A 26,607-nucleotide genomic window follows, 5' to 3' on the forward strand; every position below is an offset into this window, starting at 1 on the left:
CAAACGCATGGTACTTCTCGACGGAAAAAAAACTTCAAATGTAATAAAAGATGAAATTGCTGTTGAGGTCCAAAAAATGAAGGATCAAGGAGAACGCGTTCCACATTTAGCAGCAGTATTAGTTGGAGTAGACGGAGCTAGTTTAACCTATGTTGGAAGTAAAGTAAGAGCTTGTGAACGTGTAGGATTTGAATCTACATTAATTCAAATGCCAGATACTACTTCAGAAGAAGAGTTACTTCAGAAAATAAAAGAATTGAACGAAAGTAAAGTGATTGATGGCTTTATTGTTCAGTTGCCCTTACCTAAACAAATTGACGAGCAGAACGTTTTAAATGCTGTAAATCCTTCAAAAGATGTAGATGGGTTTCACCCAGAAAACTTTGGTAGAATGGCTTTAGATATGGAATCGTTTATTCCAGCAACTCCATTTGGAATACTTCAATTGTTAGAGCGTTATCAAGTAGAAACCAAAGGAAAACATACCGTAGTAATTGGTAGAAGTCATATTGTAGGTCGTCCTATGAGTATTTTAATGAGTCAAAAAGGTCCTGCTGGAAATAGTACGGTTACTTTAACACATAGTCACACTAAAAACCTTTCAGAAATCACCAAACAAGCAGACATCATCATTGTTGCTTTAGGAGTTCCAGAATTTCTTACCGCTGATATGGTAAAAGAAGGTGTAGTGATTGTTGATGTTGGAATTAGCCGTGTGCCTGATGCATCAAAACCTCGTGGTTATGCTATAAAAGGGGATGTTGAATTTGAAGGAGTAAGTGAAAAAGCATCTTTTATCACACCTGTGCCAGGTGGAGTAGGTCCAATGACTATTGCAATGCTATTGAAAAATACGTTGATTGCTAGAGAAAGACAATTAAGTTAAAGATTTACTTTCTCCATATTCTTTATTATAAATTCTTAATACAATAAAGAACAAGCTTATTAATAGAGGTCCGAAAATTAATCCTATAAATCCAAAAATAGGGACCCCAATGATTACCCCTAAAAGTGTAATTAATGGATGTACATTATCTAGTTTCTTAAGTACAAATAGTCTGATAATATTATCAGCAGAACCCACAACGATAATTCCATAGAGTAATATTCCCCATGCTTGAAAATTCTGCCCAGTTGAAAGCGATATAATAAAAACAGGTAGAATTCCGACTAAAGTTCCTACAAAAGGAATCATAGATCCTACAGCTACTATAGCAAACCAAAAGAAGGGATCTTCAACACCAAAAATTAAAAAACCAATAAGGGCAATAATTCCTTGAGCAACTGCAACTAAAGGAATGCCTAATGCATTTGAACGCACCATTTTACTCACCTCATTACTGATAATTTTTAGATTTTCGGAAGAAAGTGGTAGATAGTTAAGTAAGGAGTTTTTTTGTAATTTATGGCTTGTAAGCATATAAAACAACATAAAATACATGATGGCAATCGAAATAAAAATATCGAAAGTATTACCGGCAAATCCCTGAATTTTTTCAGTAATCCATGAAGATATAGCAGATACATCTATTTGTGAGTTTAGGTCATAGCCGTATTGTGTTTCCCAAATGCTAATTTGATTTTTTAATGCAGTAAATACTTTTTCAGAGTTCTGTACAGCATTTCCAATTTTATTACCCAACATAGATATTACGCCAACCATTGGTATTAATATTCCAACAAATGATAAAATCATTAACAAACTAGCTGCTAGTGATGGATTCCATCCTTTATTTACTAATTTTTCCATCCATTTACGCATTAAAACATAGATAGTAATCGCTCCTAAAACACCAGATAAATAGGGGAGTAGTTCATTAAAAATGAGCATTCCCATCATGATAATGAGAAAAAGAATGAACACTTGTTTTATTGTATTAGAGCTAATTGATTTCATGTGTCTATATTATTATTTTTAACTGTCAGATGTTGTCTGCCTGCCGCAGGCAGGTTTGCTATTAGCCTAATATGCTCGTTTCATGTGTGTATGTTTATTGTTTTTTATAGGTCATACTTCGACAAACTCAGCGCAGACAGGTTGTTCGCTATTAATCATTCCATTAGGTAATAAAATCTTTAATATACTCGTTTGATATTAGTTGGCAAATAATTGATCTATATTTTTAAAAGCTTTAAATTCTAATGCATTACCTGAAGGGTCATAAAAAAACATAGTAGCTTGTTCTCCTGTTTCTCCTTGAAAACGAATATATGGATCAATAATAAAGTTAATGTTTTTATTCTTTAATTTTTTAGATAATTGAATAAATTCATCCATGGATAAAACAACTCCAAAGTGAGGAATAGGAACCTCTTTTCCGTCAACGGGATTTGATTTAACTTCTTTGTTAATCTCTTCTTTATAATGAATTACTAATTGATGACCAAAAAAATTAAAATCTACCCAAATATCACTACTTCTTCCTTCTTCACATCCTAAAATGTCTCTGTAGAATTCCCTAGACACTTCAAGGTTATTGACTGGAATCGCTAAGTGAAAAGGTGCTAATTTTTTTTCCATTTCTAGTTGTTTAATCCTTTTAAATAATGAATACTTACCGTAGCTAATTCATTATTTGGGAACTTCGAAAAATGTTGTTCCACCAAATCAAGTCCTATCTCTTTGATAACATTCTGAAAGACTTCCAGTTCAACAATATACTGATCTGAAAACCCATGGGTGGCATCATAAGCTGTAACAGCAGTTTTACCTAGGTTTCTTGCTGCAATTTTAGGATTGATCGTGTGTAATTCAATTAGTAATAAACCAAAATTTTCAATAAAAGGCTCCCATTTTTCTATATGCTCCTTTAAATTTTGTTCTACTTCCGAATTAGATAAACGTATGCCTTTACTTGCAAAAGCACCTTTGGAAGAACTTACTCTATCTGGATCTAATTTTTTTGGTTCAGCCCAAGGACGATTATGATCTAAGAATGTTCTAACATTCAATAATTCGCTTAAATTAATATCGTAATTCGTTTTTATATCTTCTTGTAGGGTTTTTGGATCTCCAATATCACCCCAAATAACTTTCGCCCAAATATCAGCCTTTACTAAATTAGCTCTTGTCACTTTTAATGCTGCTTTATTATAGTCTACACCTACTAGAAAAAGAGGGTATTCATCTAATAAGGGGCCTCTTATTGTGCGCTGTTCGATAACTTCAAAAAGATGAATAATAAAAGCACCATTTCCACAGCCCATATCTAAAATTCCTTTAGGTTGTTCGTCAATGGGTTTATTAAATAGATTAATAATAATTTCATCTATTTTTTTAAAATAGGCAGAATGTGCGCCACCACTTCCCCAAACATTCATTTCTCTATCTACATGTATTTCAACAGAGTTTGGCAATGAACTTCTTAGGATATTTGCATTTCCAAACATAAGTTCATCAACTCTTCTAAAGGTTGGAATGTAAGAAACAGTAACGCCATAAGCTGAAGATCTTTGTGCAAAGAACATTCCTTTCTTTGTGAATTTATAATTTGCATTCTTTTTGCTGAACCAACCAAGAAAGCTTAAAAAGTCTAAAATTTTACTAAAACTTTTTGGATCTTCATGATATTCTTCAGGACTAAAAGAGGCTTCCATAAAATATTTATGAAACATTCCATCCATACCTAGTAATACTGAAATTGGACCGACCAAAACACCTTCAATATGTTGTTTTATTTGTAATTGAATTGCCTGTTCTAAGTCGTTAGATGAACTAGGATTGTAAGCACCTTTTATATATAAATTAAATATCTTATTAATAATATTAAACTGCCCAGACTCCATTGTTCTTGGGTGAAACTCTTCCGAAGTTTTTAAAAAATGAACGACATCTTTATATTTTTCGATTTGTGAAAAAGCGAAGCTGCTTTTTTCATTTGTAGTAATAGTTACCTTATTTTCTTTATTGTCAACTTCATGTGTCAGCCAACCTTGAGAGGCCAATAACCGTAGTCCAACATTTAAATAACCTTCGTTTGCATTAAATTCGTTTGTAATCGTTTCAATATCACAAGGACTATTTTTTACTATAAAATCTAAGACTCCTTTTTCATTTAATGAATAGGCGACAGGTGCAATTGCAATACCGTCTAAATGTCTAAATAATAAATTTCTATAATCGTCTTTTTCTTTTTTAGATAGCATAGTTAATGAAAGTATTTAAGTATTATAATTTATTCCAAATGTCAAGATAAGCCTTTCAGTCATCATCACCTTTTTTTGAAACGATTACATAGTTTCCTATATCCGTAATCGTATGCATAGTCTTCAATAATTTTTATTTCTGAAGCACAATCACATGCAACAGTTAATGAAACATAATCCGCAAAAAAGGAATATTTCATATCAAAAAATAGTTGATACGTAAAGTACTAAATTCCCTTAAATAAAAAAAGCCATCATTTCTGAAGGCTTTCATATTATAATTAATTAGATATTATTCTTGTGATTCTACTTCTTCATCTTCATAATCCCATCCAATCATAAAATATTTAAATACTGCTTTGTCTGGAATTTGAGAAGATTCAATTTTTAAGCTTGAATTGTAACGTAAATCTTCAGGAAGCTCTTTTTTATCAATTGTTAAATATATTTCACTGTCTTCAAGAAAAACAACAACTGAACTTATCGTAGTTTCAATGTCTGCAATAATATAATTGTCTTTTACTACTTTAAATGTACTTTCAGAATTCAGCCCTTTAATTGTTTTATAACGATTATCAAATATTTGAATATTTGTAATCATAGATTCCGGGTCACTTTCATCGTTTGGTGACAATAACATTAATTTGGCACCTCCTTTTTCATAAATTTCTACATCGCCTTGTGTACCAATTGCATTTTTTATTGGATTTAATTTCACAATCGAATCGTTTGAAAAAATAGAATCTATTTGTTTCATTGCATTTTTGTGAGTAAGATTACCAACGGCACCTTTTTGAATTAAAAATAGATCGGTTTCTTTTCCACATTGTATAAACAAAATGGAGATAATTACTCCTAATAATAGTGTGTTTTTCATGGGTGCAATATACTAATTTTATTAACGTAACATTTTTCCTAAAATTCCTAAAACGCTTCTAATTACGGTAGGACTTGTAAGTACTTTTATAAATGGATTTTGTCTGGTACTTTTTCTACTTCTACTTTTGCTTCGGGAAGAAGAACGCGATGAAGATTTTTCAACAGCTTCATTCTCTTCACGAACTTTTCTTTTTACTTCTTCTTTTTCTGCCGTTTCAATTTTTTCATTTAACAACTCATAAGCACTTTCTCGATCAACTTCTTTGTTGTATTTTTTAATTAAAGAAGAGGCGTCTAAAACTTCTTTTAATTCATCATCTTCAAGAATGTCCATTCTACTCATAGGTGCACGAAGCATCGTTGCAGCTAATGGTGTTGGAATTCCTTTTTCATTAAGCGCAGTGACTAATGCTTCTCCAATTCCTAAAGATGTTAAAACCTCAGAGGTATTATAATAGCTAGATAATGGATAATTTTCAGCAGTTAGCTTAATAGCTTTTCTGTCTTTAGCAGTAAATGCACGTAATGCATGCTGTACTTTTAAACCTAACTGACTTAATACCGCATCTGGAACATCGGTTGGATTTTGTGTAACAAAATACAATCCTACCCCTTTAGAACGAATTAACTTGACAATACTTTCAATTTGATTAATTAGTGCTTTACTTGCTTCATTAAAAATTAAATGTGCTTCATCAATAAAAATAACTAATTCGGGTCTTCCACTATCACCTTGTTCAGGAAACGTTGAGTATATCTCTGCTAATAGACAAAGCATGAAAGTAGAAAATAGCGTAGGGCGATCTTGAATATCGGTTAATCGTACGATATTGATATATCCCATTCCATTTTCATCAATTCTAAGAAGGTCATCCGTATCAAATGATTTTTCACCAAAAAATAAATCAGCACCTTGTTGTTCTAATGCTACAACTTTTCTTAAAATTGCACCTGTCGATGCAGGTGATATTCGTCCGTAGCTATCAGAAAATTCTTTTTTTCCTTCATTAGTAGAATATTGAAGAATTTTTTTGAAATCTTTTAGGTCTAATAAAGGCAATTTATTGTCGTCACAATACTTGAATATTACAGATATAATTCCAGCTTGTGTTTCAGAAACCTGTAAAATTCTTGAAAGTAAAATAGGCCCAAATTCACTAACTGTAGCACGTAACTTTACTCCCCCTTGTTCTGAAAGAGATAAAATTTCTACTGGAAATTTTTTAGCTTCAAATGGGATGCCAATTTTTTCGTGTCGTTCATCAATTTTTGGATGTCCAGGACTTGGTTGTGCAATACCACTTAAATCACCTTTCATATCCATTAATAAAACAGGAATCCCTTTTTCTGAAAGATTTTCCGCTAAAACCTGTAGCGTTTTAGTTTTTCCAGTACCTGTTGCGCCTGCAATTAAGCCGTGTCTATTCAGTGTTTTTAAAGGTATCTTTACAAGGGCATTCGTTACAGTCTCACCATCAAGCATAGCTGCACCTAGGGTGATAGCTTCGCCTTTCGTTTTGTTTCCTTCATTGATATAATCAAAAAAAGCTTGTGTATCTGCCATTCAATTAATTTTTGTTAAAAGTAATAATTGTAAGCAAGCTATTGAAAGATTCGACACTTAAAAAAGGATTAATATATTTTTCGCTTTTTTAAAAGTTGATAATATGTACCTTTGCCGACTATGCTGAAAGAAATAAAAGAACTAGTAGATAAGGGTGAAATGCTTCCTTTAATGGAAGAATTTTACACGATTCAAGGGGAAGGGTACCATAAAGGAAAAGCGGCTTATTTTGTTAGAATAGGCGGTTGTGATGTAGGATGTCATTGGTGTGATGTTAAGGAGAGTTGGAATGCAGATCTGCATCCTCCCACAAAAACTGAAACAATTGTTTCAAATGCATCAAAATTTTCAAATACGGTGGTTGTTACAGGAGGAGAGCCTTTAATTTGGGACATGAAACCTTTAACTTCTTTATTTAAAGAAAAAGGAATGACGGTTCATATTGAAACTTCTGGTGCGTATCAATTGACTGGGCAATGGGATTGGATTTGTTTATCGCCAAAGAAAAATAAATTACCTAAGGAAGATGTTTACCTTAAAGCAGATGAATTAAAAATGATTATTTTTAATAAAGATGATTTTCGATTTGCTGAAGAACAGGCTGAAAGAGTATCTAAAGATTGTATTTTATATTTACAACCCGAATGGAGTAATCGTGATAAAATGATGCCACAGATAGTAGACTATGTCATGAATAATCCAAAGTGGGTCGTTTCTTTACAAACCCATAAGTATTTAAATATACCTTAAAAAAAAGCCCATTTAATTTATAAATGGGCTTTTTTTAATTCTGTTTTAATTTATTTAGTAAAAGGCACTTTAACTCTTAGTGTATCCCAAGCTAAATACATATCTACTCCGTTTTCACCTTTCTCCATAGCAATTGAGAACGCTTCAATAGATTCTTTATCACTCATCACTGGTACAGTTAATCTAGCAACATCATTTGCTTCATTATAATAATAGGACCCCCAAACATTTAAGTCTGAACTTAATATAATCGTCCATTCCTTTTCTCCAGGAATTGTAAACAAGCTATAAGTTCCAGCTTTTACAGAGGTTTCTCCTAGGTTGAAATCTGAATATAAAACTAATTCGGCAGCTTCATTGGCACCAGTACGCCATACTTTCCCGTTTGGAGCTAATTTGCTTAAAGATCTCTCTTTAAGTTGTGGTCTACTATAGATTACCTTTAATTGTTTGTTTGCGTCTTTATAATCGTTTGGATACGAAGCTATGTCTAAAGGACTTTTGTCTAAAGAACTATATTTTTGAGCTTGCATGTTAGTGCTGACGATCATTAATAAAGCAAATACGGAGGTGTAAATTGTTGTAAATTTTTTCATTTGTTTTTATGGGATTAAAATTACATTTCAGATTATAAAAAACTAATAAGGCTTTGTTAATTTTTTACTTATTCTATTCCTAAAATTTGTCGTGAATAGGTGACATACTTAACACGATAATAATCTTTTATATAATTATTAAAAAAATAGTAGTTTTTTCACACTAATTTGTTAATAACTTCATGGTGATACATAGGCGAAAACGGTTGTGTTATTAGGGCTTTTGTTATATTTGTTTGTTATGTAAATTTTGACTAAAATCTAGGAATAAATATATGAGTGAAGAACAGAAAAAAGGAAGCTATAGTGCCGATAGTATTCAGGCCTTAGAAGGAATGGAGCATGTGCGCATGAGACCCTCTATGTATATTGGAGATGTTGGTGTGCGAGGTTTGCATCATTTGGTATATGAAGTAATAGATAATTCAATCGATGAAGCAATGGGAGGCCATTGTGATACCATTGATGTTTGGATCAATGAAGATAATTCAGTTTCTGTAAAAGATAATGGTCGTGGAATTCCTGTAGATATCCATAAAAAAGAAGGTGTTTCTGCTCTTGAAGTAGTAATGACAAAGATTGGTGCTGGAGGTAAATTTGATAAAGATTCATATAAAGTTTCTGGAGGTTTACACGGTGTTGGTGTATCTGTTGTAAATGCATTGTCTGCTGCTTTAAAAGCTACGGTACATCGCGACGGAAAAATTTGGGAGCAAGAGTACGAACGTGGAAAAACAATGTATCCTGCAAAACCTATAGGAGAAACGGATTATAGAGGTACAATTATTACTTTTAAGCCGGATCATGAGATTTTTCAGCAAACTACTGAATATAACTATGAAACACTTGCAAGTCGTTTACGTGAATTGTCTTTTCTGAATAAAGGAATTACAATTACACTTACTGACAAGCGAGAAACAGATGAAAAAGGTGAGTTCGTTACTGAAGAGTTTACAAGTACTGAAGGGTTAAAAGAATTTATTCGGTTTTTAGACGAAACTCGTGAACCAATTATAGGAGATGTAATTTCAATGGAAGGGGAAAAAAATGATATCCCTGTTGAGGTGGCAATGATTTATAATACTTCGTATAGTGAGAACTTACATTCGTATGTAAACAATATTAATACCCATGAAGGTGGAACGCATTTATCAGGTTTCAGAAGAGGTTTAACTCATACTTTAAAGAAGTATGCAGATGCTTCAGGAATGCTGGATAAATTGAAATTTGATATTGCTGGAGATGATTTCCGTGAAGGATTAACAGCAATTATTTCAGTAAAAGTAGCTGAGCCACAGTTTGAAGGGCAAACAAAAACAAAATTAGGAAATAGAGAGGTTTCAGCAGCGGTAAGTCAGGCAGTTTCAGAAATGCTTGAAAACTATCTTGAAGAAAACCCGAACGACGCTAGAACGATCGTTCAAAAAGTAATATTAGCTGCTACAGCACGTCATGCTGCACGTAAGGCACGAGAAATGGTGCAACGTAAAACTGTAATGAGTGGGGGAGGTCTTCCTGGAAAACTTTCAGATTGTTCCGAGCAAGATCCAGAAAAATGTGAAGTATTTCTAGTAGAGGGAGATTCGGCTGGTGGAACTGCAAAACAAGGGCGTGATCGAATGTTTCAAGCAATTTTGCCTTTGCGTGGTAAAATTCTGAATGTTGAAAAAGCAATGCAACACAAGGTGTTCGAAAATGAAGAAATTCGAAATATTTATACTGCACTTGGAGTTACTATCGGAACAGAAGAAGACAGTAAAGCGCTGAATTTGGAAAAATTACGTTATCATAAAGTAGTGATTATGTGTGATGCCGATGTCGATGGTAGTCATATTGAAACTTTGATTCTAACCTTTTTCTTTCGATATATGAAAGAATTAATTGAAAGAGGTCACATTTATATTGCAACTCCACCTTTGTATTTAGTTAAAAAAGGAGCTAAAAAAGAATATGCTTGGGATGATAATCAGCGTGATATTATTATGGCTAAATTTGGTGAGGGAAGTAAAATTCAACGTTATAAAGGTCTTGGGGAAATGAATGCCATACAATTATGGGATACTACCATGAAGCCTTCAGCACGTACCTTACGTCAAGTTGTAATTGATAGTGCAGCTGAAGCAGATCGTGTATTCTCTATGCTAATGGGTGATGAAGTGCCACCTCGAAGAGAATTTATCGAAAAGAATGCAGTCTATGCAAATATTGATACTTAGAATCAATTTTGAACTATAAATAAGCCTGATAATTTTCAGGCTTTTTTTATATCCTAGATTTAGATAATATTTTGAAAACTAGTAAATAATACCTTTTTTCAAATATAAAAAAGAAATGCTTTTTGTACTTTTGCAATCTCAAAAAAATCATGCTTTTTGAATAAAATTTTATAATAATTTAAAAATAAATAAATGAAAATTACAGTTGTTGGAGCAGGAGCAGTAGGTGCAAGTTGTGCGGAATATATCGCAATCAAAAATTTCGCAAGTGAAGTTGTTTTATTAGATATCAAAGAAGGGTATGCTGAAGGAAAGGCAATGGATTTAATGCAAACAGCATCATTAAACGGTTTTGATACTAAAATTGTAGGTTCTACAAACGATTATTCAAAAACTGCTGATAGTGATATCGCTGTAATTACTAGTGGTATTCCAAGAAAACCTGGAATGACTAGAGAAGAATTAATAGGAATTAATGCTGGAATAGTGAAAACTGTTTCTTCTAGTTTAATTGAGCATTCTCCAAATACGATCATCATTGTGGTGAGTAACCCAATGGATACAATGACTTATTTAGTTCATAAAACGACTAACCTTCCAAAACATAGAATTATTGGTATGGGTGGAGCTCTAGACAGCGCTCGTTTTAAATATAGATTAGCGGAAGCATTAGGTGCTCCAATTAGTGATGTCGATGGTATTGTTTTAGGAGGTCACAGTGATACTGGAATGGTTCCTTTAACACGACTAGCTACTCGTAATAGTGTGCCTGTTTCTGAATTTATTTCAGAAGAAAGACTAGCACAAGTTTTAGAAGATACGAAAGTAGGTGGTGCTACATTAACTAAATTATTAGGAACTTCTGCTTGGTATGCTCCAGGTGCTGCTGTATCAGGATTGGTACAGGCAATCGCTTGTGATCAGAAAAAAATATTCCCTTGTTCAACTTATTTAGAAGGTGAATATGGATTAAATGATATTTGTATCGGTGTACCTGTAGTATTAGGTAAAAATGGAATTGAAAAGATCGTAAACATTAAATTAAGTGATGCTGAAAATGAGCACATGCTGAAAAGTGCTGAAGGTGTTAGTAAAACAAATGGTTTGCTAGATTTATAATATTCAATATTTTATAATAGATAATTAGGTAAAGACTGTAGAAATACAGTCTTTATTTTTTATATTTGGCGCATGAAGTTAAAATGGTACTTAAGTACTTTTATTATTATACTTGCTTTATCTGGGGCAAGTCTTGAACAATACTCGAATCCAAACCAGGAAATCGTTGTTCAATTTAATAATAGTGAAGTAAGCTTATTTGAAACTCAAAACACCATTGCAATTGTAAAAAAACTATTGCAGGATTTTGGTGTTGATAATATTAAAGTACACGAAGAGGTTAATGGCACATTAAAAATTACCTACCATAGTGATGTTGATGTAGCGTCGATAAAGGAATTGTTTTCTTCAAAGAAAAATATTGATTTCGGAATTTCTTCAAATAATTCTACAGACTCTTCTAATTTTCCATCAAATGAGTATCAACTTGATGTAAATGAAATTCAAAAAAGCAATGAAACTGATTCCGACTTTAACGGAACGGTGGTTGATGTAAGGCAAAAAAGTGAGCGATTTTTTAATCCTGCTGTAAAATCTATTAATTCTTTTGAAGTAAGCGATAGAAATAGTATTGAAAAAGTAGCTTATATAATACAAAATAAAATTGCAATTGCAATTGATCATTCTACACATAATATACCTGAAGTTAGAGCAGGACCTCGAGTTTAGAAGAATTCGTAAACAGCTTTCAATATTCTAATTGTTAAGCTGAAAATCATATTTCAAATAATTAAATTAATTGTCAAAACTTTCGTGTAAATATATTATTTGCTCGTTTTAAAAAATTTGACCACAAAAAAAAGAAGAATGCAAAATAAAGGACTTATTAAAGTATTTGCAATATTGTTCGGATTGGTGAGTTTATACCAACTTTCCTTTACATATATTTCAAGTTCAGTTGAAGATGAAGCAGAAGCGTATGCAAATAATAAATTTGCTGTTACTGAACCAAAATTAAGAGACAATGCAGAAGCTAATTATTTAGATTCAATCGCTAAAGACAAAGTGTTTTTAGGTATTGATTATGAAACAGCAAAAGAAAAAGAGTTAAATAAAGGGCTAGATTTAAAAGGTGGAATTAATGTAATTCTTCAAGTATCAGTAAAAGATATTTTAAAAGGCTTAGCAAATAATTCTAAAGATGCAGCATTTAATAAAGCATTAAACGATGCAACAGAGCTACAAAAAGATGCGCAAGATACCTATCTTGAATCTTTCTTTATTGCGTTTGAAGCACTTCCAGGAGATAATAAATTAGCTTCTCCAGATATATTCTTTAATAAAAATTTAGAGGATGATGTGAATGCTGCAATGACGAATGAGGAAATGGAGCCTGTAATTGAAAGAAAAATTGACGAATCAATTACTGCAGCTTTTGAAGTATTAAGAAAGCGTATCGATAAATTTGGGGTTACGCAACCAAACATTCAACGTTTAGGTAAAAGTGCAAGAATACTTGTAGAGTTACCAGGAGCTAAAGATGTTGGGCGTGTTACAAAATTAGTAACGAGTACAGCACAATTAGAGTTCTGGGATGTGTATAAGTTTGATGATATGTCTGCTTTCTTACAGCAAGCAAATAACAAGCTTAAAGAATTAATACAACCTGAAGTAAAAGAAGAAGTAGTTACAGATTCTACAGATATTGCTGATAATGAAATCAACGATTTATTAGATGGTGAAGATGCAACAGATTCATTATCTGGAGGGTCACAAGAAGATCCAATATTTTCAAAAATAGCATCATTTGGCTATCAGGGCGGACCTATCTTAGGGAACTTTAGAGTGAAGGATATGGCTACGATTGATGGGTATTTAGCGATGCCGCAAATACGTGCTTTATTAGGAAACAATTTAAGATTTGCAAAATTTGCATGGGGTTTACCAGAAATGGATGAAGACTTAGGTGAGAAAACAGCATCTCTTTATGCTATTAAAGCGAATAGAGATAATATTCCTCCATTAGCAGGTGGTGTTGTTGTAGATGCTCAACAATCATATGATCAATTAGGTCGTGTGGTAGTAGATATGCAAATGAATGGTACAGGAGCTAAAGTTTGGGAACAGATGACAGGTAGGGCTTTTACCAATCAAACTCAGATTGCCATTGTATTAGATGACGTTGTTTATTCTGCGCCAGGTGTTACAACTGGAGCAATTGCAGGAGGAAGAAGTCAAATTTCAGGAACATTTAGTATTACAGAAGGACAAGATTTAGCAAACGTTTTACGTGCGGGTAAATTACCAGCTTCAGCAGAAATTATTCAAGGTGAAGTAGTAGGTCCAACATTAGGACAAGAAGCTATTGATAGTGGAATGTTTTCATTCTTATTGGCATTAGCATTTGTATTAGTATGGATGGTATTTTATTACGGTAGAGCTGGTATTTTTGCAAATGTTGCCTTAATCGTAAACATCCTGTTTATTTTTGGAATCTTAGCTGGTTTAGGTGCTGTATTAACATTGCCTGGAATTGCGGGTATTATTTTAACGATTGGTATGTCGGTCGATGCAAACGTACTTATTTTCGATAGGATTAAAGAAGAACTTTCTAAAGGGAAAACTCAGACAGATGCAATTAATGATGGATTTAGAAATGCACTTTCTTCAATTTTAGATGCAAATATTACCACAGGTCTAACAGGTTTAATCTTATTAATATTTGGAACAGGTCCAATACAAGGATTTGCAACTACCTTATTAATAGGTATTGCTACTTCTTTATTTACTGCCATCTTTATTACAAGGTTATTTATTGATAGATATACTAAAAATGGTAAACCATTACCATGTTCTACTTCAATTACAAAAAATATCCTAACTAAAAATAACTTCGCTTTCTTACAGAAAAGAAAAATGGCTTATGTTATTTCTGGAGTTTTAGTTCTTGCAAGTTTAGGTTCTTTATTTGTAAATGGATTAAACCAAGGGGTTGATTTTGTTGGTGGACGTACTTATACTGTTCGTTTCGATAAAGATGTAGATGCAACACAAATACAAGACGATTTAATTGCAATCTATGGAAGTGCTGAAGCAAAAACGTATGGTGGTGATAATCAATTAAAAATCACAACTAAATATAAAGTAGATGATAGTGGTGCTGAGGTTGATGAAGAGATTGAAAGTATGCTGTACGAAGGTGTTAAATCTCACCTTCCTGCAGGAATGTCTTTTGAAGCTTTTAAGAGTGATGATGAAAATAAGGTAGCTGGTAGAATGGAATCATATAAAGTGAGTCCAACGATTGCAGATGATATTAAGAGAGCTTCATTCTGGGCAGTATTAGGATCATTAGTAGTTGTATTCTTATATATCTTATTGCGTTTTAGAAAATGGCAATTTAGTTTAGGTGCGGTAGCTGCAGTATTCCATGATGTATTAATAGTTCTTGGAATCTTCTCACTTACCTACAAGTTTATGCCTTTTAACATGGAAATCGGACAATCGTTTATTGCTGCGATATTAACAGTAATTGGTTATTCGCTGAATGATACCGTGGTTGTTTTTGACCGTATTCGTGAAGAATTTAATGAACATGCTACTTGGAAAATGGATAAAGTAATTAATAAAGCATTAAATAGTACTTTGAGTCGTACGTTAAATACGTCTCTTACTACATTAATAGTATTATTTTCGATATTCATTTTTGGAGCTGATTCAATTAAAGGATTAATCTTCGCATTAATTATAGGGGTATTAGTTGGAACATACTCATCTCTATTTATTGCTACACCGGTTATGTATGATACGGTAAAGAAAAGAGGAATTGATTTAACAAATAAAAGTAAAGAAGAGGAAGAAGTATAGTTTTTCCTTTTCTTCGGAATAAAAAAAGACCATCAAATATTTGATGGTCTTTTTTATGTTTTAATATTTAGAATAGAGCTAATTAGTAGTCCACTCAATAGTATCTCCTGGTGCTATTCCCCATTGGTCTGATAAGCCAGCATTTACTTCTAAAACATACATAGTAGGAGCGTCTGAAGGAAGCGAGGTGTAATCAAGTGGCTGTGCATTTTTCTGAATACTTACTATTTCTTTATCCATATTAATAAAGATAATGTCTAGGGCAAACTCCGTGTTTTTCATATAGAAAGAGCGTCTTATTTCATCTTCAAAAATAAAAAGCATCGCATGATTATCTTCCATTGATTTACGATACATTAAACCTGTTTGTGTTTCGTATTCATTGTCTGCAATTTCAATTTGTAGTGTTACTAGTAAAGAATCGCTTTCGGCTTTTAGAAGCTTTAAATCACCCTCTTTTTTAAAGGATACTATTTTAGTAAGCACCTTTGTTTCTTTTTTTTCAACACAATTTGTAAATAGAATAGTAGTTCCTATAATAGCTATGGTATAAATTATTCTTCTCATATATATCTTTATGAAATGGTTTTCTTTGAAGATCTAAACATGAAATATAATCCTGTAATTACAAATGGGATACTTAACCATTGTCCTGTTGTTAATAAATTTCCTAAATCACTTTCAAATCCGCCTTGACTCTTTTTTAAAAATTCTACAAAAAATCTAACGGTCATTAACAATACTAAAAATGCTCCAAAAAGATATCCTAATTGCTTTCTTTTTTCTGTTTTCCAATAGATCAGCCAAAGAATAATAAATACAAAAACATAACCTATAGATTCATACAGCTGTGCTGGATGACTGAAAGGAATTTTAGCTAATGTTTCAGCAAATTGAGGATCAGATTCAAGCGCTTGATAGGCTTTATTGACGTCTTTTATTCCTGTGATACTAGTTACTTCATATTTACTTATGGTATTTCGCATAAACTTCACTGCAAACGGAAAGTCACCATGTACTGCTTTTCCGATAATTTCAGAATTTAAAAAATTACCAATTCGAACAAAAATGGCTCCACTTGCAACGGCTATAACAACGCGATCTAAGATCCAAAGGATGTTTTTTTTCATCACTTTTTTACTGAAGATAAACATGGCAATAATTACTCCTATGGCTGCTCCATGACTTGCTAAACCTGTAAAGCCTGTAAACTGAAATTCAGGAACTGTTCTAAAAGGAAGAAATATAGAAAGAGGATCTTCGAAAATTAATTCACTTTGATAAAAAAGTACATGTCCTAAACGAGCTCCTAATAAAATAGCAACCACCATATAAATAAAAAGGCTGTCTAATTTATCTAATGAAACATCTTCACGTATAAATATCTTCTTTGTGATAAACCAACCCAAAGTAAATGCTATAACAAACATGAGACTATAGTAGCGGATTACAAAAAAACCTAAATCAATTCCTTCAGAAGGATTCCAAACAATACTTAAAAAATGCATCTGCGTTATTTTTATTGAAGCGTAAATATAAAAAAGCCATTTGGCATTTAAGAACAATTAACTTTTTCTTTTTTTTGAAATAGGTGCTGGATCATACCCTTTGCCTCCCCAGGGCGTTGGAGCGTTAAAAAAATGTACGCTGTACATTTTTAGCGAACAAGCGAGCTTGCACGTTTGCTAGTTGTCATCCTTTTTCGGAACTGGGTCATATCCTTTACCTCCTCAAGGCGTTGGAGCGTTAAAAAAATGTACGCTTTACATTTTTAGCGAACAAGCGAGCTTGCGCGTTTGCTAGTTGTCATCCTTTTTCGGAACTGGGTCATATCCTTTACCTCCCCAAGGATGACAACTAAAAATTCTTTTAATTGAAAGCCAAGTCCCTTTTAATAATCCATGAGTTTGTAACGCTTCTATGCTATAATGTGAGCAAGTAGGGCTGTATCTACAAGTAGAAGGAAGAATGGGTGATATAGCTAATTGATAAAAACGAATTATTAATACGAACGGATATGTTAGTACTTTTTTCAAAATTAATTTAATGAAAAGGATGTACCGTCTTTGCCGTCTTTTAATTGAATACCAACAGCTAGTAATTCGTCTCTAATTTTATCACTAGTATCAAAGTCTTTATTTGCCCGTGCTTGGTTTCTTAATTCTATTAATAAAGAAACTGCACCCGATAATTGATTGCCATCATTAGCTACATTAGATGATGCATCTTCTAGTCCTAAAACATCAAAAATAAAATCATGCATTGTTGTTTTAATCAAGGCTAAATCACTTTTTGAAAATGTTGAGGCGCCCGCTTTTGCTGAATTAAGTTCTTTAGCAGCTTCAAATAATTGAGCAATTAAAATTGGGCTATTAAAATCATCATTCATGGCATCATAACATGATTGTTTCCATGTTGTAACATCAAAACTGCTCTTCTCAGAAGGTGAAATAGAATCAATTAAATGAAAAGCATCCATTAATCTATTATATCCTTTTTCTGAAGCTAACATAGCATCGTCTGAAAAATCTAGTATGCTTCTGTAATGTGCTTGAAACATAAAGAATTTTGAAACCGTAGCTGAAAATGCTTTACTTAATTTATCATTATTGCCCGAAAATAATTCGTTAGGTAAAATATTATTACCTGTTGATTTTGACATTTTCTTACCGTTTAACGTAAGCATATTAGCATGCATCCAATAGTTAACGGGTGTTTGTTTGTTTGAAGCTTCAGATTGCGCAATTTCACATTCATGATGAGGAAATTTTAAATCCATACCACCTCCATGTATATCGAACTGCTTGCCTAAATACTTTGTACTCATCGCTGAACATTCAAGATGCCATCCAGGAAAACCATCGCCCCAAGGTGAAGGCCATTTCATAATATGCGTAGGTCCTGCTTTTTTCCAAAGGGCAAAATCTTGAGGGTTCTTTTTTTCAGATTGTGCCGCTAATTCACGTGTATTAGCAACCATATCTTCTAATTTTCTCCCGCTCAATTTTCCGTATTCATGGTCTTCATTAAATTTATGAACATCAAAATATACAGAGCCATTTGTTTCATAGCCATAACCTTCAGAAATTAAAGTTGAAATAATTTGAATTTGTTCAATAATATGTCCTGTAGCAGTGGGTTCAATACTTGGAGGTAAAGCATTAAATGACTTCATGGTTTCGTGAAAATCAACTGTATATCGTTGCACCACTTCCATAGGTTCAATTTGTTCTAACCTTGCTCTTTTTAAAATAGGGTCGTCACCACTTTCACCATCGTTTTCTAGATGTCCTGCATCTGTAATATTTCGAACATAACGTACCTTATACCCTAAATGATTTAGGTATCTAAAAACTAGATCGAAAGAAAGAAATGTTCGACAGTTTCCCATATGAACATTACTGTAAACCGTAGGCCCACAAACGTACATGCCTATAGTTCCTTCGTTTATAGGAGTGAAATTTTCTTTAGTTTTTGAAAGGGAATTGTAAAGCTTTAATTTCTGCTGTTCGAATAATTTCATTAAAATGTGATGTTAAAATTCTGTATCTAATTTAATGTAATCTAAAAATTCTCTGCGTGTTTCTACATTTTTGAATTTTCCACCAAATTCACTTGTTACAGTACTGCTATCGATATCTCTAATTCCTCTAGAATTTACACATAAATGTTTTGCGTCGATTACACATGCAACATCTTCTGTATTTAGTACCTCTTGTAATTCTTTGACTATTTGGATAGTTAAACGTTCTTGTACTTGAGGTCGTTTAGCATAATAATCTACAATTCTATTCATTTTAGATAATCCAACTACAGTTCCGTTAGAAATATATGCGATGTGAGCTCTACCTACAATAGGTAGTAAATGATGTTCGCAGGTTGAATAAAGTGTGATGTTTTTTTCAACAAGCATTTCATTGTATTTATACTTGTTATCAAAAGTTGATGCTTTTGGTTTTCTATCTGGATGTAAACCTCCAAATATCTCATTTACAAACATTTTAGCCACACGTGTAGGAGTTCCTTTTAAACTATCATCGTTTAAATCTAATCCTAATGTGATTAATATACTTTTAACATCTTCTTTAATAAGTGCGATTTTTTCAATATCACTTTTATCAAAAGCGTCATTTCTTAAAGGCGTGTCTGAAGAGGTGCCAACATGATCGTTTCCCAATTCTTCTATAGCCTTTAACTGTTTTTCTAAATCCATAATTAATCATTCTTTGTTTAAAAAGAATGCACAAAGATACGGATTCGTAAATAGTTGGAAAATTTGTGCCTTACTATTTTCATATTTCAACCCAATATCTCCTTAAAATTCATTAATTTTCTAAAAAAAATGCTCAACCAATAAAAAAGCTATGAAAATACTTAAGAAAGCTATCCCCATATTATTACTTTTCCTTCCTATTCTCGTTTTTTCTCAACCGGTAGAATTATTTGCTCAATTTAATGGACAATTCGATTATACAGCTTTTGGAAATACCTTGAACATACAAGAAAATGGAGGTGGTGGTCCGTGTAATATTTTAACTGAAAGCGATGCAGATTTAACATTATTGCCAGGTCAAACATTTATCGCCGCAGTTATGTATTGGTCAGGTTCTGGGACTGGTGATTTTGATGTGAAATTAAATGGAACTGATGTCACTGCAGAGAGAACATTCTCTGAAGTTTTTAACTCATTAAATTATTTTTCTGCTTATGCAGATGTAACTAGTATTGTTAATGCAGATGGTAATGGAACCTATACCTTGTCTGAATTAGATTTAACGGGAGTAATAGGTTCCTATTGTAGTGGTGGTACTAACTATGGGGGTTGGACCGTTATCGTTATTTATCAAGAAGATACCTTACCCTTAAACCAAATCAGTTTGTTTGATGGCTTTGAAGCTGTTTGGGCAGGAAATAATACGCTAACTATTGTTTTAGACAATATTGATGTTCTGAGTGATGAACTAGCAAAAATAGGTTTTTTAGCATGGGAAGGAGATTCAAGTATTGCTCTTGATGAATCTCTTCGAATTAACGGAAACCTTATAAGTAACCCGCCATTAAACCCTGCAAATAACGCTTTTAATGGAACCAATAGTTTTACAAATTCTAGTGATTTGTACAATATGGATTTAGATTTTTATGACATTGAAAATGTGATTAATCCTGGAGATACTAGTGTTCAAATTGATTTAACTTCTGGTCAAGATTTGGTGATTATTAATAATGTTATTACCATTATTAATTCTGAAGTGCCTGATGCTACTATTGCTATAGATAATGTTGAAGTTATTTGTGGTATTAATGATATTGATGTTGATTATACAGTATTTAATCTAAATAGTACAGCCATACTTCCAGGTCTTACTCCAGTAGCATTTTACATCAATGATGTTCTTGTTGGACAGGCACAAACTGTTGCTGATATTCCTATTGGAGGTTCGGAAAGTGGGTCAATTACACTTACAATTCCTGGTGGAACTCCAAATCCATTTACCTTAAAAGCCGTTGTTGATGACGACGGTACAGGTGTTGGGATTGTAAATGAAACAGATGAAGATAATAATGAAGTAGAAGTTGAGGTTATAAATGTTCCAATTGATGTTGATCTTGGTGCAGATATTGATATTTGTACTGGAACAGATGTATTATTAGACGCAGATCAAGCAGATCCTTTAATTACGTATCAATGGTTTTTAAATGCTGTTGCCATTGCAGGAGCTACCAATCCAACTTTTTTAGTTGTTTCTCCAAATTCAGGAACGTATTCTGTTGAAGTAACCGATGGTGCTTGTATAGTTCCTGATGATATTGAAGTTACTTTTTTACCAGTTCCAGTTATTGAGAGCCCACCGATTGATATTTTTATTTGTGATGATGGTATTAATCCAGGTATTTTCGATTTAACTGTGAACACTCTTATTGTATTAGGGGGTCAAAACCCAGCAGATTATAATGTTTCCTATCATAATTCTCAAGGTGACGCTGACACTAATACGGCACCAATCGTTACTCCAGCGGCCTATTTAATTACAGGTACCAATGAAACAATCTATATTCGTTTAGAAGATTTATCAGGAGTATGTTTTGTGACCGCTAATTTTGACATTAATTTTGAACCAGCTTTTGTAGTTGATTTAGGGGTAGATGTTGATATTTGTGCTGGCATCGATGTATTATTAGACGCAGATCAAGGAGATCCTTTAATTACGTATCAATGGTTTTTAAATGCTGTTGCAATTGCAGGAGCTACCAACCCAACTTTTTTAGTTGTTTCTCCAAATTCAGGAACGTATTCTGTTGAAGTAAATGATAGTATTTGTTTAGTTCTTGATGATATAGAAGTTACATTTTTACCAGTTCCCGTAATAGAAAACCCGCCAATTGATATTACGATCTGTGATGATGGTATTAATCCAGGTATTTTCGATTTAACAGTAAACACTCCTATTGTTTTAGGAGGTCAAAATCCGGCAGATTTTAATATTTCTTACCATAATTCACAAATAGATGCAGACACAAATACTGCCCCTATAGCCACTCCAGCTGCCTATTTAATTACAGGTGCTAATGAAATAATTTATATTCGTATAGAAGATTTAACTGGAGTTTGTTTTGTCACCGCTAATTTTGAACTTACTTTTTTCCCTATTGAAGCAGGTGTAGTCTCACCTAACTCATACATATTATGTGATCAAGATGAATCTGGTACTGAAGAAATATTTTTAACCATATTTGATGTTCAAGTTTTAAACGGTCAGAACCCTTTAAATTATGTTATCACGTATCATAGTTCTCAAGCTGATGCAGATACAGATATTGGAGCTTTGGCTTCTCCTTATATTGTTAATGCACCTTCAGAAGTTATTTATATTAGATTTGAATCGGTGACAAACAATTTATGTGTAGATACAATTCAAAATATTGAAATTCTTATAGAAGGCCCCCCTTTAATCAATCAAAACCCATTGCCAGCAGTAGTTTGTGATGATAATAATGATGGTTTTGCTGAGTTTGAGTTAGAGGATTTGGATTTAGATATTGCTTTGGGCGATGCTTTATTGACCTTGACTTATCATGAGACTCAATTAAATGCTGAAAATAATGTTTTACCATTGAGTAATCCTCATGCTAATAATGTTCCTTTTGTAGATTTTGTTTTTGTACGTGCAGAGAGTGCAACTAGTAGTTGTTATTCTACAACAATTTTAGAATTACAAGTACGCAATAGTCCTTTGATTGTTGAGCTTGCGGAGCCCTTACGACTGTGTGATGTAAATAATCCGGGCGATGGACTAGAGGAGTTTGATTTATCAGAAGTAGAGCCTGAAGTTTTGGACGGTTTGGACGCTTTGGATTGGGATTTTTATTATTATGTAGTAGAGTCCGATGCGATTGCCGCGGGTGAAGCTGCTATAGGTCCTTTACCAGATTTTTCTTTAGCGATAGTCGCTCCATTAAATTATCAGAATCAGGTACCCAATGCCCAGACTATTTATGTTTTAGTGGTTGGTAATGTTAGTAATACGGATCCTAATAATGGAGGGTTTGGTTGTTATAATATAGTTCCCTTAGATTTAATAGTAGACGCTTTACCTGGAGCAATAGAGCCAACGGACCGGTATGAGGTTTGTGATGATGAGATTCCAGGAGTGAGTACTTCTACGGACGGCTTTAGTTCCTTTGATTTAACGAGTTTTGATGCTTTTATAAGGGGCGGCGATACGACTTTACTAGTTACTTGGTATGAGAGTCCAGCTGATGAGTCGGCTGATAATCCTATTGTAACTCCATCAGATTATAGAAATTCTCTGATCAATGAACAGACGGTTATAGCTAGAGTTACGGATGTGCTAGGATGTAATGTTAGGGTATTATTAACCCTTAGAGTCTTGCCAAATCCTACGCCAGTGACTCCAACACCATTGGAGGTTTGTGATGATGACAATGATGGCTTTTCGCTGTTCGATTTAAGCTTGAAGGATACTGAGATTATGGGCACAGAGCCTGATGTGAGTATCGCCTATTATGGGAATGAGATATTGGCCAGAGAGGGCGATATATTAAATATATTACCAAATCCTTATTTAAATGATAATCCATTTAATGATAGTGTATGGGCTAGAGTTGAGAATAATACTACAGGATGTTTTACAGTGATTGAATTACTACTAGTTGTAAATCCATTACCAGATGTACCTACGGATGATTTTGGAGATTTAAGTCAGTGTGATGACAATGGAGATGGTATTGCTTTATTTGATTTAACAATCAATACTTCCTTTGTGATTGGAATTCAAGATCCTTCAGATTTTCTACCTGTAACCTATTATACTAGCCAGGCAGATGCAGATTTGCCCGCCAATGAGATATTAACTCCAGGGGCTTATAGTAGTGGCGGACAGACCATTTGGGTACGTATAGAGAACATAGCCACTGAATGTATCCGCATTAGTACTTTTGAATTGATTGTAGGTGTGTTACCAGCTATTGGACCGGGACCTTTTACTAGGGAGCTTTGTGATGATGAGTTAAATGGCAGTACGGGTACTGATGAGACCTCGACCTTTGATTTAACCCTCAATGATATAGCGATCACCTTGGGAGACCTAAGTTTATCTGTTTTTTACTATGAGACACTAGCAGATCAGACAGCCAACAACTTTATAACACCAGGGACAGCGTATCAGAATACCAGTACGCCTCAGACCTTATATGTAAGTGTATTTAGTGTAGAGGGTTGTGTGATAGAGACCGAGCTAACCCTTCTGGTACTTCCTAATCCAACTCCAGGAGTTGTAGCCCCTTTAACAGCTTGTGATGATGACAATGATGGTTTTGCTGAATTTACCTTATCAGATATGGACCTAGAGATTATCGATGGGGAACCAAATATAGTGGTGGAGTACTATGGTACACAAGAATTAGCAGAGCAAGGAGATAACACCGATGTATTGCCTATTCCTTATGAGAATGACGACCCATTTAACGATAGTGTATGGGCAAGAGTGATTAATTCCGTAACAGGATGTTATACCATTATTGAGTTAGCAATTATTGTGGCGCAATTACCTGATCAACCTACGGATGATTTTGGAGATTTAACAGAGTGTGATGACAATGGAGATGGTATTGCTGTCTTTGATTTAACGCAGAACACTTCTTTTGTTATTGGGACTCAAGATCCATTGGATTTTTCACCCGTTACCTATCACATGAGCGAGCCAGATGCTATTGCCAATGCCAATGCGATTGCCAATGCGATAAATTATAGTAGTTCTGGCCAGACGATCTGGGTCCGCATAGAGAACCTGGAGACAGGATGTACTCGTATTACTTCTTTTGAATTGATTGTTGGTGTGATGCCAACCCTAGGTACGGGACCTTTTAATATGGATAATTGTGATGACCTTCTAAATGGCAGTACAGGAACCGATGAGATATCAACGTTTAATTTAGCCTTGAATAATGATGCTATTACTTTAGGGAACACGACCTTGTCTGTATATTATTATGAAACTCAAGTGGATCAGGATACTAACAATCCTATCATCCCCGATACAGCGTATCAGAATACCAGTACGCCTCAAACGCTATATGTAAGTATCTTTAGTGCAGAGGGCTGTGAGGCTAGGGACCTGTTAACTTTAACGGTACTTAATAATCCATCACCTGTAGCACAGGATCCTTTTGAGGCTTGTGATGAGGATATACCAGATGATGGTATTACGGAGTTTATATTAACAGATTTGGATATAGATATTATCAATGGGGAGGCTGGGGTAGTTGTTCGTTATTACCTAACAGAGGCCCAAGCGATTATTGGAGATCCAATAGATCAGATAGTGAGTCCTTATATCAATGAAGAGGCTTTTAGCCAAACGATTTGGATTAGAGCTACCTATGATGATATAGCCCCTGCAACGGGCACAGGATGTTATACAGTGATTCCATTGGAGTTACTAGTAAACCCATTACCAGATGCTACGGCAGATGTTTCAGATGAGATAGATTGTCAGTTACCATTTGTGGGTACCAACTCTATTATCTTAGATAGTAAGAACGGGGAGGTATTAAACGGTCAGGATCCATCGATATTTGATGTATTGTATTTTGAAGACTTTACCGATGCTCAGAATATGTTGAATTGGGTATCATCAGTGACGCCTTATTTTTATGATACGACCGAAACTCCGATTTATATAGGGATATTAAACACAGTCACGGGTTGTTATATAACAATGCAGGATTTTATATTGGTGGTCCAAGAGGGCGCATCAGCCGTTATGCCATCAGATCCTTATGCTATTTGTGATGATCAGGGCGATAATGATGGTATTGCAACATTTGACATGCAAGATTTCAGTGCTAATATAAGTGGTATTGATATTCGTCAGGAGATCTTAGACGGACAAGATCCGGCGATATTTGTACTTAAATTTTATGAGACTTTGGAATTGGCAGAGGCAGGAGAAACAATGACAGATATTGGAGATACCTATACCAATGTGATTAATCCACAGATTATCTACGCAAGAGTTACTAATACGTCCAATACGACAACAGATGATATCTGGTGTCATGCTATCGTGGAGGTGATTTTAAAGGTAGAGGAGTTACCAACCATTGTAATAGATGGTAGTTACCGTTTATGTGTTGATGTCTTAGGTAATCCTATTCAGCAGGAAGATGGAGCAGATTCTCCCCCTGTGATTGATACTGGTTTAGATGCAAATTTATATACCTTTGTTTGGTATTATGATAGTGTAGAAATGTTTGGAGAGATCGGTGCATCGTTGGTAGCCTTAGCAGGTGGAGAGTATAGTGTTACGGTAACAGAGCGTGCGACGGGTTGTAGTAATAGTGCAGATACGTTAGTTACGTTATCCTCACCACCACTTGTGTATAGTGCGGAGGTGGTAAGTGGAGCTTTTGCTATTAATGAAGTAATCCATACGGATAGTTCGGGAGTTACCGATACCTATACGGGCACTCATGTGATCCATGTAACGGTAGAAGGCTTGGGAGACTATGTCTTCCAGTTGGATGATGGAGTGTTCCAAGAGGGCGATGTATTTATCGATGTATTACCAGGGTTACATGTAGTAACGATACAGGATGTTAATGGATGTGGAAGTGTAGAGATCGAGGTAAGTGTGATTGATTATCCTAGGTTTGTGACACCAAATCAAGATGGATATCACGATACTTGGAATATCATTGGAATCGCAACGGGTGATCCTACGGCAAAAATTTATATATTCGACAGGTTTGGAAAATTACTTAAACAGATCAGTCCTCTTGGAGAGGGATGGGATGGAACGTATAATGGCAATCCATTACCATCGAGTGATTACTGGTTCAGAGTGGAATACACTGAAGACGATATACAAAAAGAATTTAAAGGACATTTTACCTTAAAAAGATAATATTATATTATGAAAATTAAAAAAGCCTCTTGATAACTCAAGAGGTTCTTTTAGAGGGGCTTGGGCTTATTTTTAAAAGTTCATCTTTATATTTTCATAAAATT

The 26,607-nt window shown here is 33.9% G+C and carries 18 protein-coding genes; 7 read left to right on the plus strand and 11 right to left on the minus strand.

Features of this window, described 5'->3' with window-relative positions; genetic code table 11:
* Nucleotides 1–7: 7 nt before the first annotated feature.
* Nucleotides 8–886 carry a bifunctional 5,10-methylenetetrahydrofolate dehydrogenase/5,10-methenyltetrahydrofolate cyclohydrolase gene (locus tag ABXT64_RS08620; RefSeq protein ID WP_443632525.1) on the plus strand — a complete coding sequence of 293 codons (879 nt, stop codon included), beginning with the start codon at nt 8–10 and terminating at the stop codon, nt 884–886.
* On the opposite strand, the gene ABXT64_RS08625 is transcribed toward ABXT64_RS08620, so the two are convergent.
* The 5 genes from ABXT64_RS08625 to ABXT64_RS08645 all read right to left on the minus strand — a co-directional run bounded on the left by ABXT64_RS08625 (nt 878) and on the right by ABXT64_RS08645 (nt 6,589).
* Complete coding sequence (locus ABXT64_RS08625) at nt 878–1,897, minus strand: AI-2E family transporter (RefSeq protein WP_443632526.1); 1,020 nt, start codon at nt 1,895–1,897, stop codon at nt 878–880. The two genes, ABXT64_RS08620 and ABXT64_RS08625, sit on opposite strands and share 9 nt — an antisense overlap.
* A 198-nt stretch (nt 1,898–2,095) precedes the next feature.
* Nucleotides 2,096–2,521 (minus strand): VOC family protein, encoded by a 426-nt coding sequence (locus ABXT64_RS08630; RefSeq protein ID WP_443632527.1) that lies wholly within the window; start codon nt 2,519–2,521, stop codon nt 2,096–2,098.
* A 2-nt stretch (nt 2,522–2,523) separates the two neighbouring features.
* Nucleotides 2,524–4,146, minus strand: a complete 1,623-nt coding sequence (locus ABXT64_RS08635) for a class I SAM-dependent methyltransferase (RefSeq protein WP_443632528.1) — start codon at nt 4,144–4,146, stop codon at nt 2,524–2,526.
* A gap of 292 nt (nt 4,147–4,438) precedes the next feature.
* Nucleotides 4,439–5,023, minus strand: coding sequence for a hypothetical protein (locus tag ABXT64_RS08640; RefSeq protein ID WP_443632529.1), 585 nt, complete (start codon nt 5,021–5,023; stop codon nt 4,439–4,441).
* Between the two features lie 21 nt (nt 5,024–5,044).
* Nucleotides 5,045–6,589, minus strand: a complete 1,545-nt coding sequence (locus tag ABXT64_RS08645) for a helicase HerA-like domain-containing protein (RefSeq protein ID WP_443632530.1) — start codon at nt 6,587–6,589, stop codon at nt 5,045–5,047.
* Nucleotides 6,590–6,709: 120 nt separating this feature from the next.
* Here ABXT64_RS08645 and ABXT64_RS08650 point away from each other — a divergent pair, with 120 nt between their 5' ends.
* The gene (locus tag ABXT64_RS08650; protein ID WP_443632531.1) at nt 6,710–7,339 is read left to right on the plus strand and encodes a 7-carboxy-7-deazaguanine synthase QueE; all 630 of its coding nucleotides are present in this window, start codon (nt 6,710–6,712) and stop codon (nt 7,337–7,339) included.
* Between the two features lie 50 nt (nt 7,340–7,389).
* Here the strand turns inward: ABXT64_RS08650 and ABXT64_RS08655 are convergent, their stop codons facing one another.
* Nucleotides 7,390–7,935, minus strand: a complete 546-nt coding sequence (locus ABXT64_RS08655; RefSeq protein WP_443632532.1) for a DUF2911 domain-containing protein — start codon at nt 7,933–7,935, stop codon at nt 7,390–7,392.
* Nucleotides 7,936–8,210: 275 nt separating this feature from the next.
* Here ABXT64_RS08655 and gyrB point away from each other — a divergent pair, with 275 nt between their 5' ends.
* The 4 genes from gyrB (at nt 8,211) to secDF (ending at nt 15,077) form a co-directional block, all read left to right on the plus strand.
* Nucleotides 8,211–10,151 carry a DNA topoisomerase (ATP-hydrolyzing) subunit B gene (gene gyrB, locus ABXT64_RS08660; protein ID WP_443632533.1) on the plus strand — a complete coding sequence of 647 codons (1,941 nt, stop codon included), beginning with the start codon at nt 8,211–8,213 and terminating at the stop codon, nt 10,149–10,151.
* 192 nt (nt 10,152–10,343) lie between these two features.
* Nucleotides 10,344–11,270 (plus strand): malate dehydrogenase, encoded by a 927-nt coding sequence (mdh, locus tag ABXT64_RS08665; RefSeq protein WP_443632534.1) that lies wholly within the window; start codon nt 10,344–10,346, stop codon nt 11,268–11,270.
* Nucleotides 11,271–11,342: 72 nt separating this feature from the next.
* Nucleotides 11,343–11,939 (plus strand): hypothetical protein, encoded by a 597-nt coding sequence (locus ABXT64_RS08670; RefSeq protein WP_443632535.1) that lies wholly within the window; start codon nt 11,343–11,345, stop codon nt 11,937–11,939.
* Nucleotides 11,940–12,077: 138 nt separating this feature from the next.
* The gene (gene secDF, locus ABXT64_RS08675) at nt 12,078–15,077 is read left to right on the plus strand and encodes a protein translocase subunit SecDF (RefSeq protein ID WP_443632536.1); all 3,000 of its coding nucleotides are present in this window, start codon (nt 12,078–12,080) and stop codon (nt 15,075–15,077) included.
* A 78-nt stretch (nt 15,078–15,155) separates the two neighbouring features.
* Here the strand turns inward: secDF and ABXT64_RS08680 are convergent, their stop codons facing one another.
* The 5 genes from ABXT64_RS08680 to folE all read right to left on the minus strand — a co-directional run bounded on the left by ABXT64_RS08680 (nt 15,156) and on the right by folE (nt 19,290).
* Entirely contained in the window at nt 15,156–15,644 is a 489-nt protein-coding gene (locus ABXT64_RS08680; RefSeq protein WP_443632537.1) for a DUF192 domain-containing protein, read from the minus strand.
* Nucleotides 15,645–15,652: 8 nt separating this feature from the next.
* On the minus strand, nt 15,653–16,585 hold the full coding sequence (lgt, locus tag ABXT64_RS08685) for a prolipoprotein diacylglyceryl transferase (RefSeq protein WP_443632538.1): 933 nt from the start codon (nt 16,583–16,585) through the stop codon (nt 15,653–15,655).
* A 291-nt stretch (nt 16,586–16,876) separates the two neighbouring features.
* Nucleotides 16,877–17,116, minus strand: a complete 240-nt coding sequence (yidD, locus tag ABXT64_RS08690) for a membrane protein insertion efficiency factor YidD (RefSeq protein WP_443634946.1) — start codon at nt 17,114–17,116, stop codon at nt 16,877–16,879.
* Nucleotides 17,116–18,600 carry a cysteine--tRNA ligase gene (cysS, locus tag ABXT64_RS08695; protein WP_443632539.1) on the minus strand — a complete coding sequence of 495 codons (1,485 nt, stop codon included), beginning with the start codon at nt 18,598–18,600 and terminating at the stop codon, nt 17,116–17,118. The genes yidD and cysS overlap by 1 nt, the downstream gene beginning before the upstream one ends.
* Before the next feature lie 12 nt (nt 18,601–18,612).
* Nucleotides 18,613–19,290 carry a GTP cyclohydrolase I FolE gene (gene folE, locus ABXT64_RS08700; protein WP_443632540.1) on the minus strand — a complete coding sequence of 226 codons (678 nt, stop codon included), beginning with the start codon at nt 19,288–19,290 and terminating at the stop codon, nt 18,613–18,615.
* 151 nt (nt 19,291–19,441) lie between these two features.
* Between folE and ABXT64_RS08705 the strand changes: the two genes are divergently transcribed.
* Nucleotides 19,442–26,503, plus strand: coding sequence for a T9SS type B sorting domain-containing protein (locus tag ABXT64_RS08705; RefSeq protein WP_443632541.1), 7,062 nt, complete (start codon nt 19,442–19,444; stop codon nt 26,501–26,503).
* The last annotated feature ends 104 nt before the right edge of the window (nt 26,504–26,607 follow it).

This window comes from Candidatus Marifrigoribacter sp. Uisw_064 (assembly GCF_047730175.1).
Lineage (GTDB): Bacteria > Bacteroidota > Bacteroidia > Flavobacteriales > Flavobacteriaceae > Marifrigoribacter.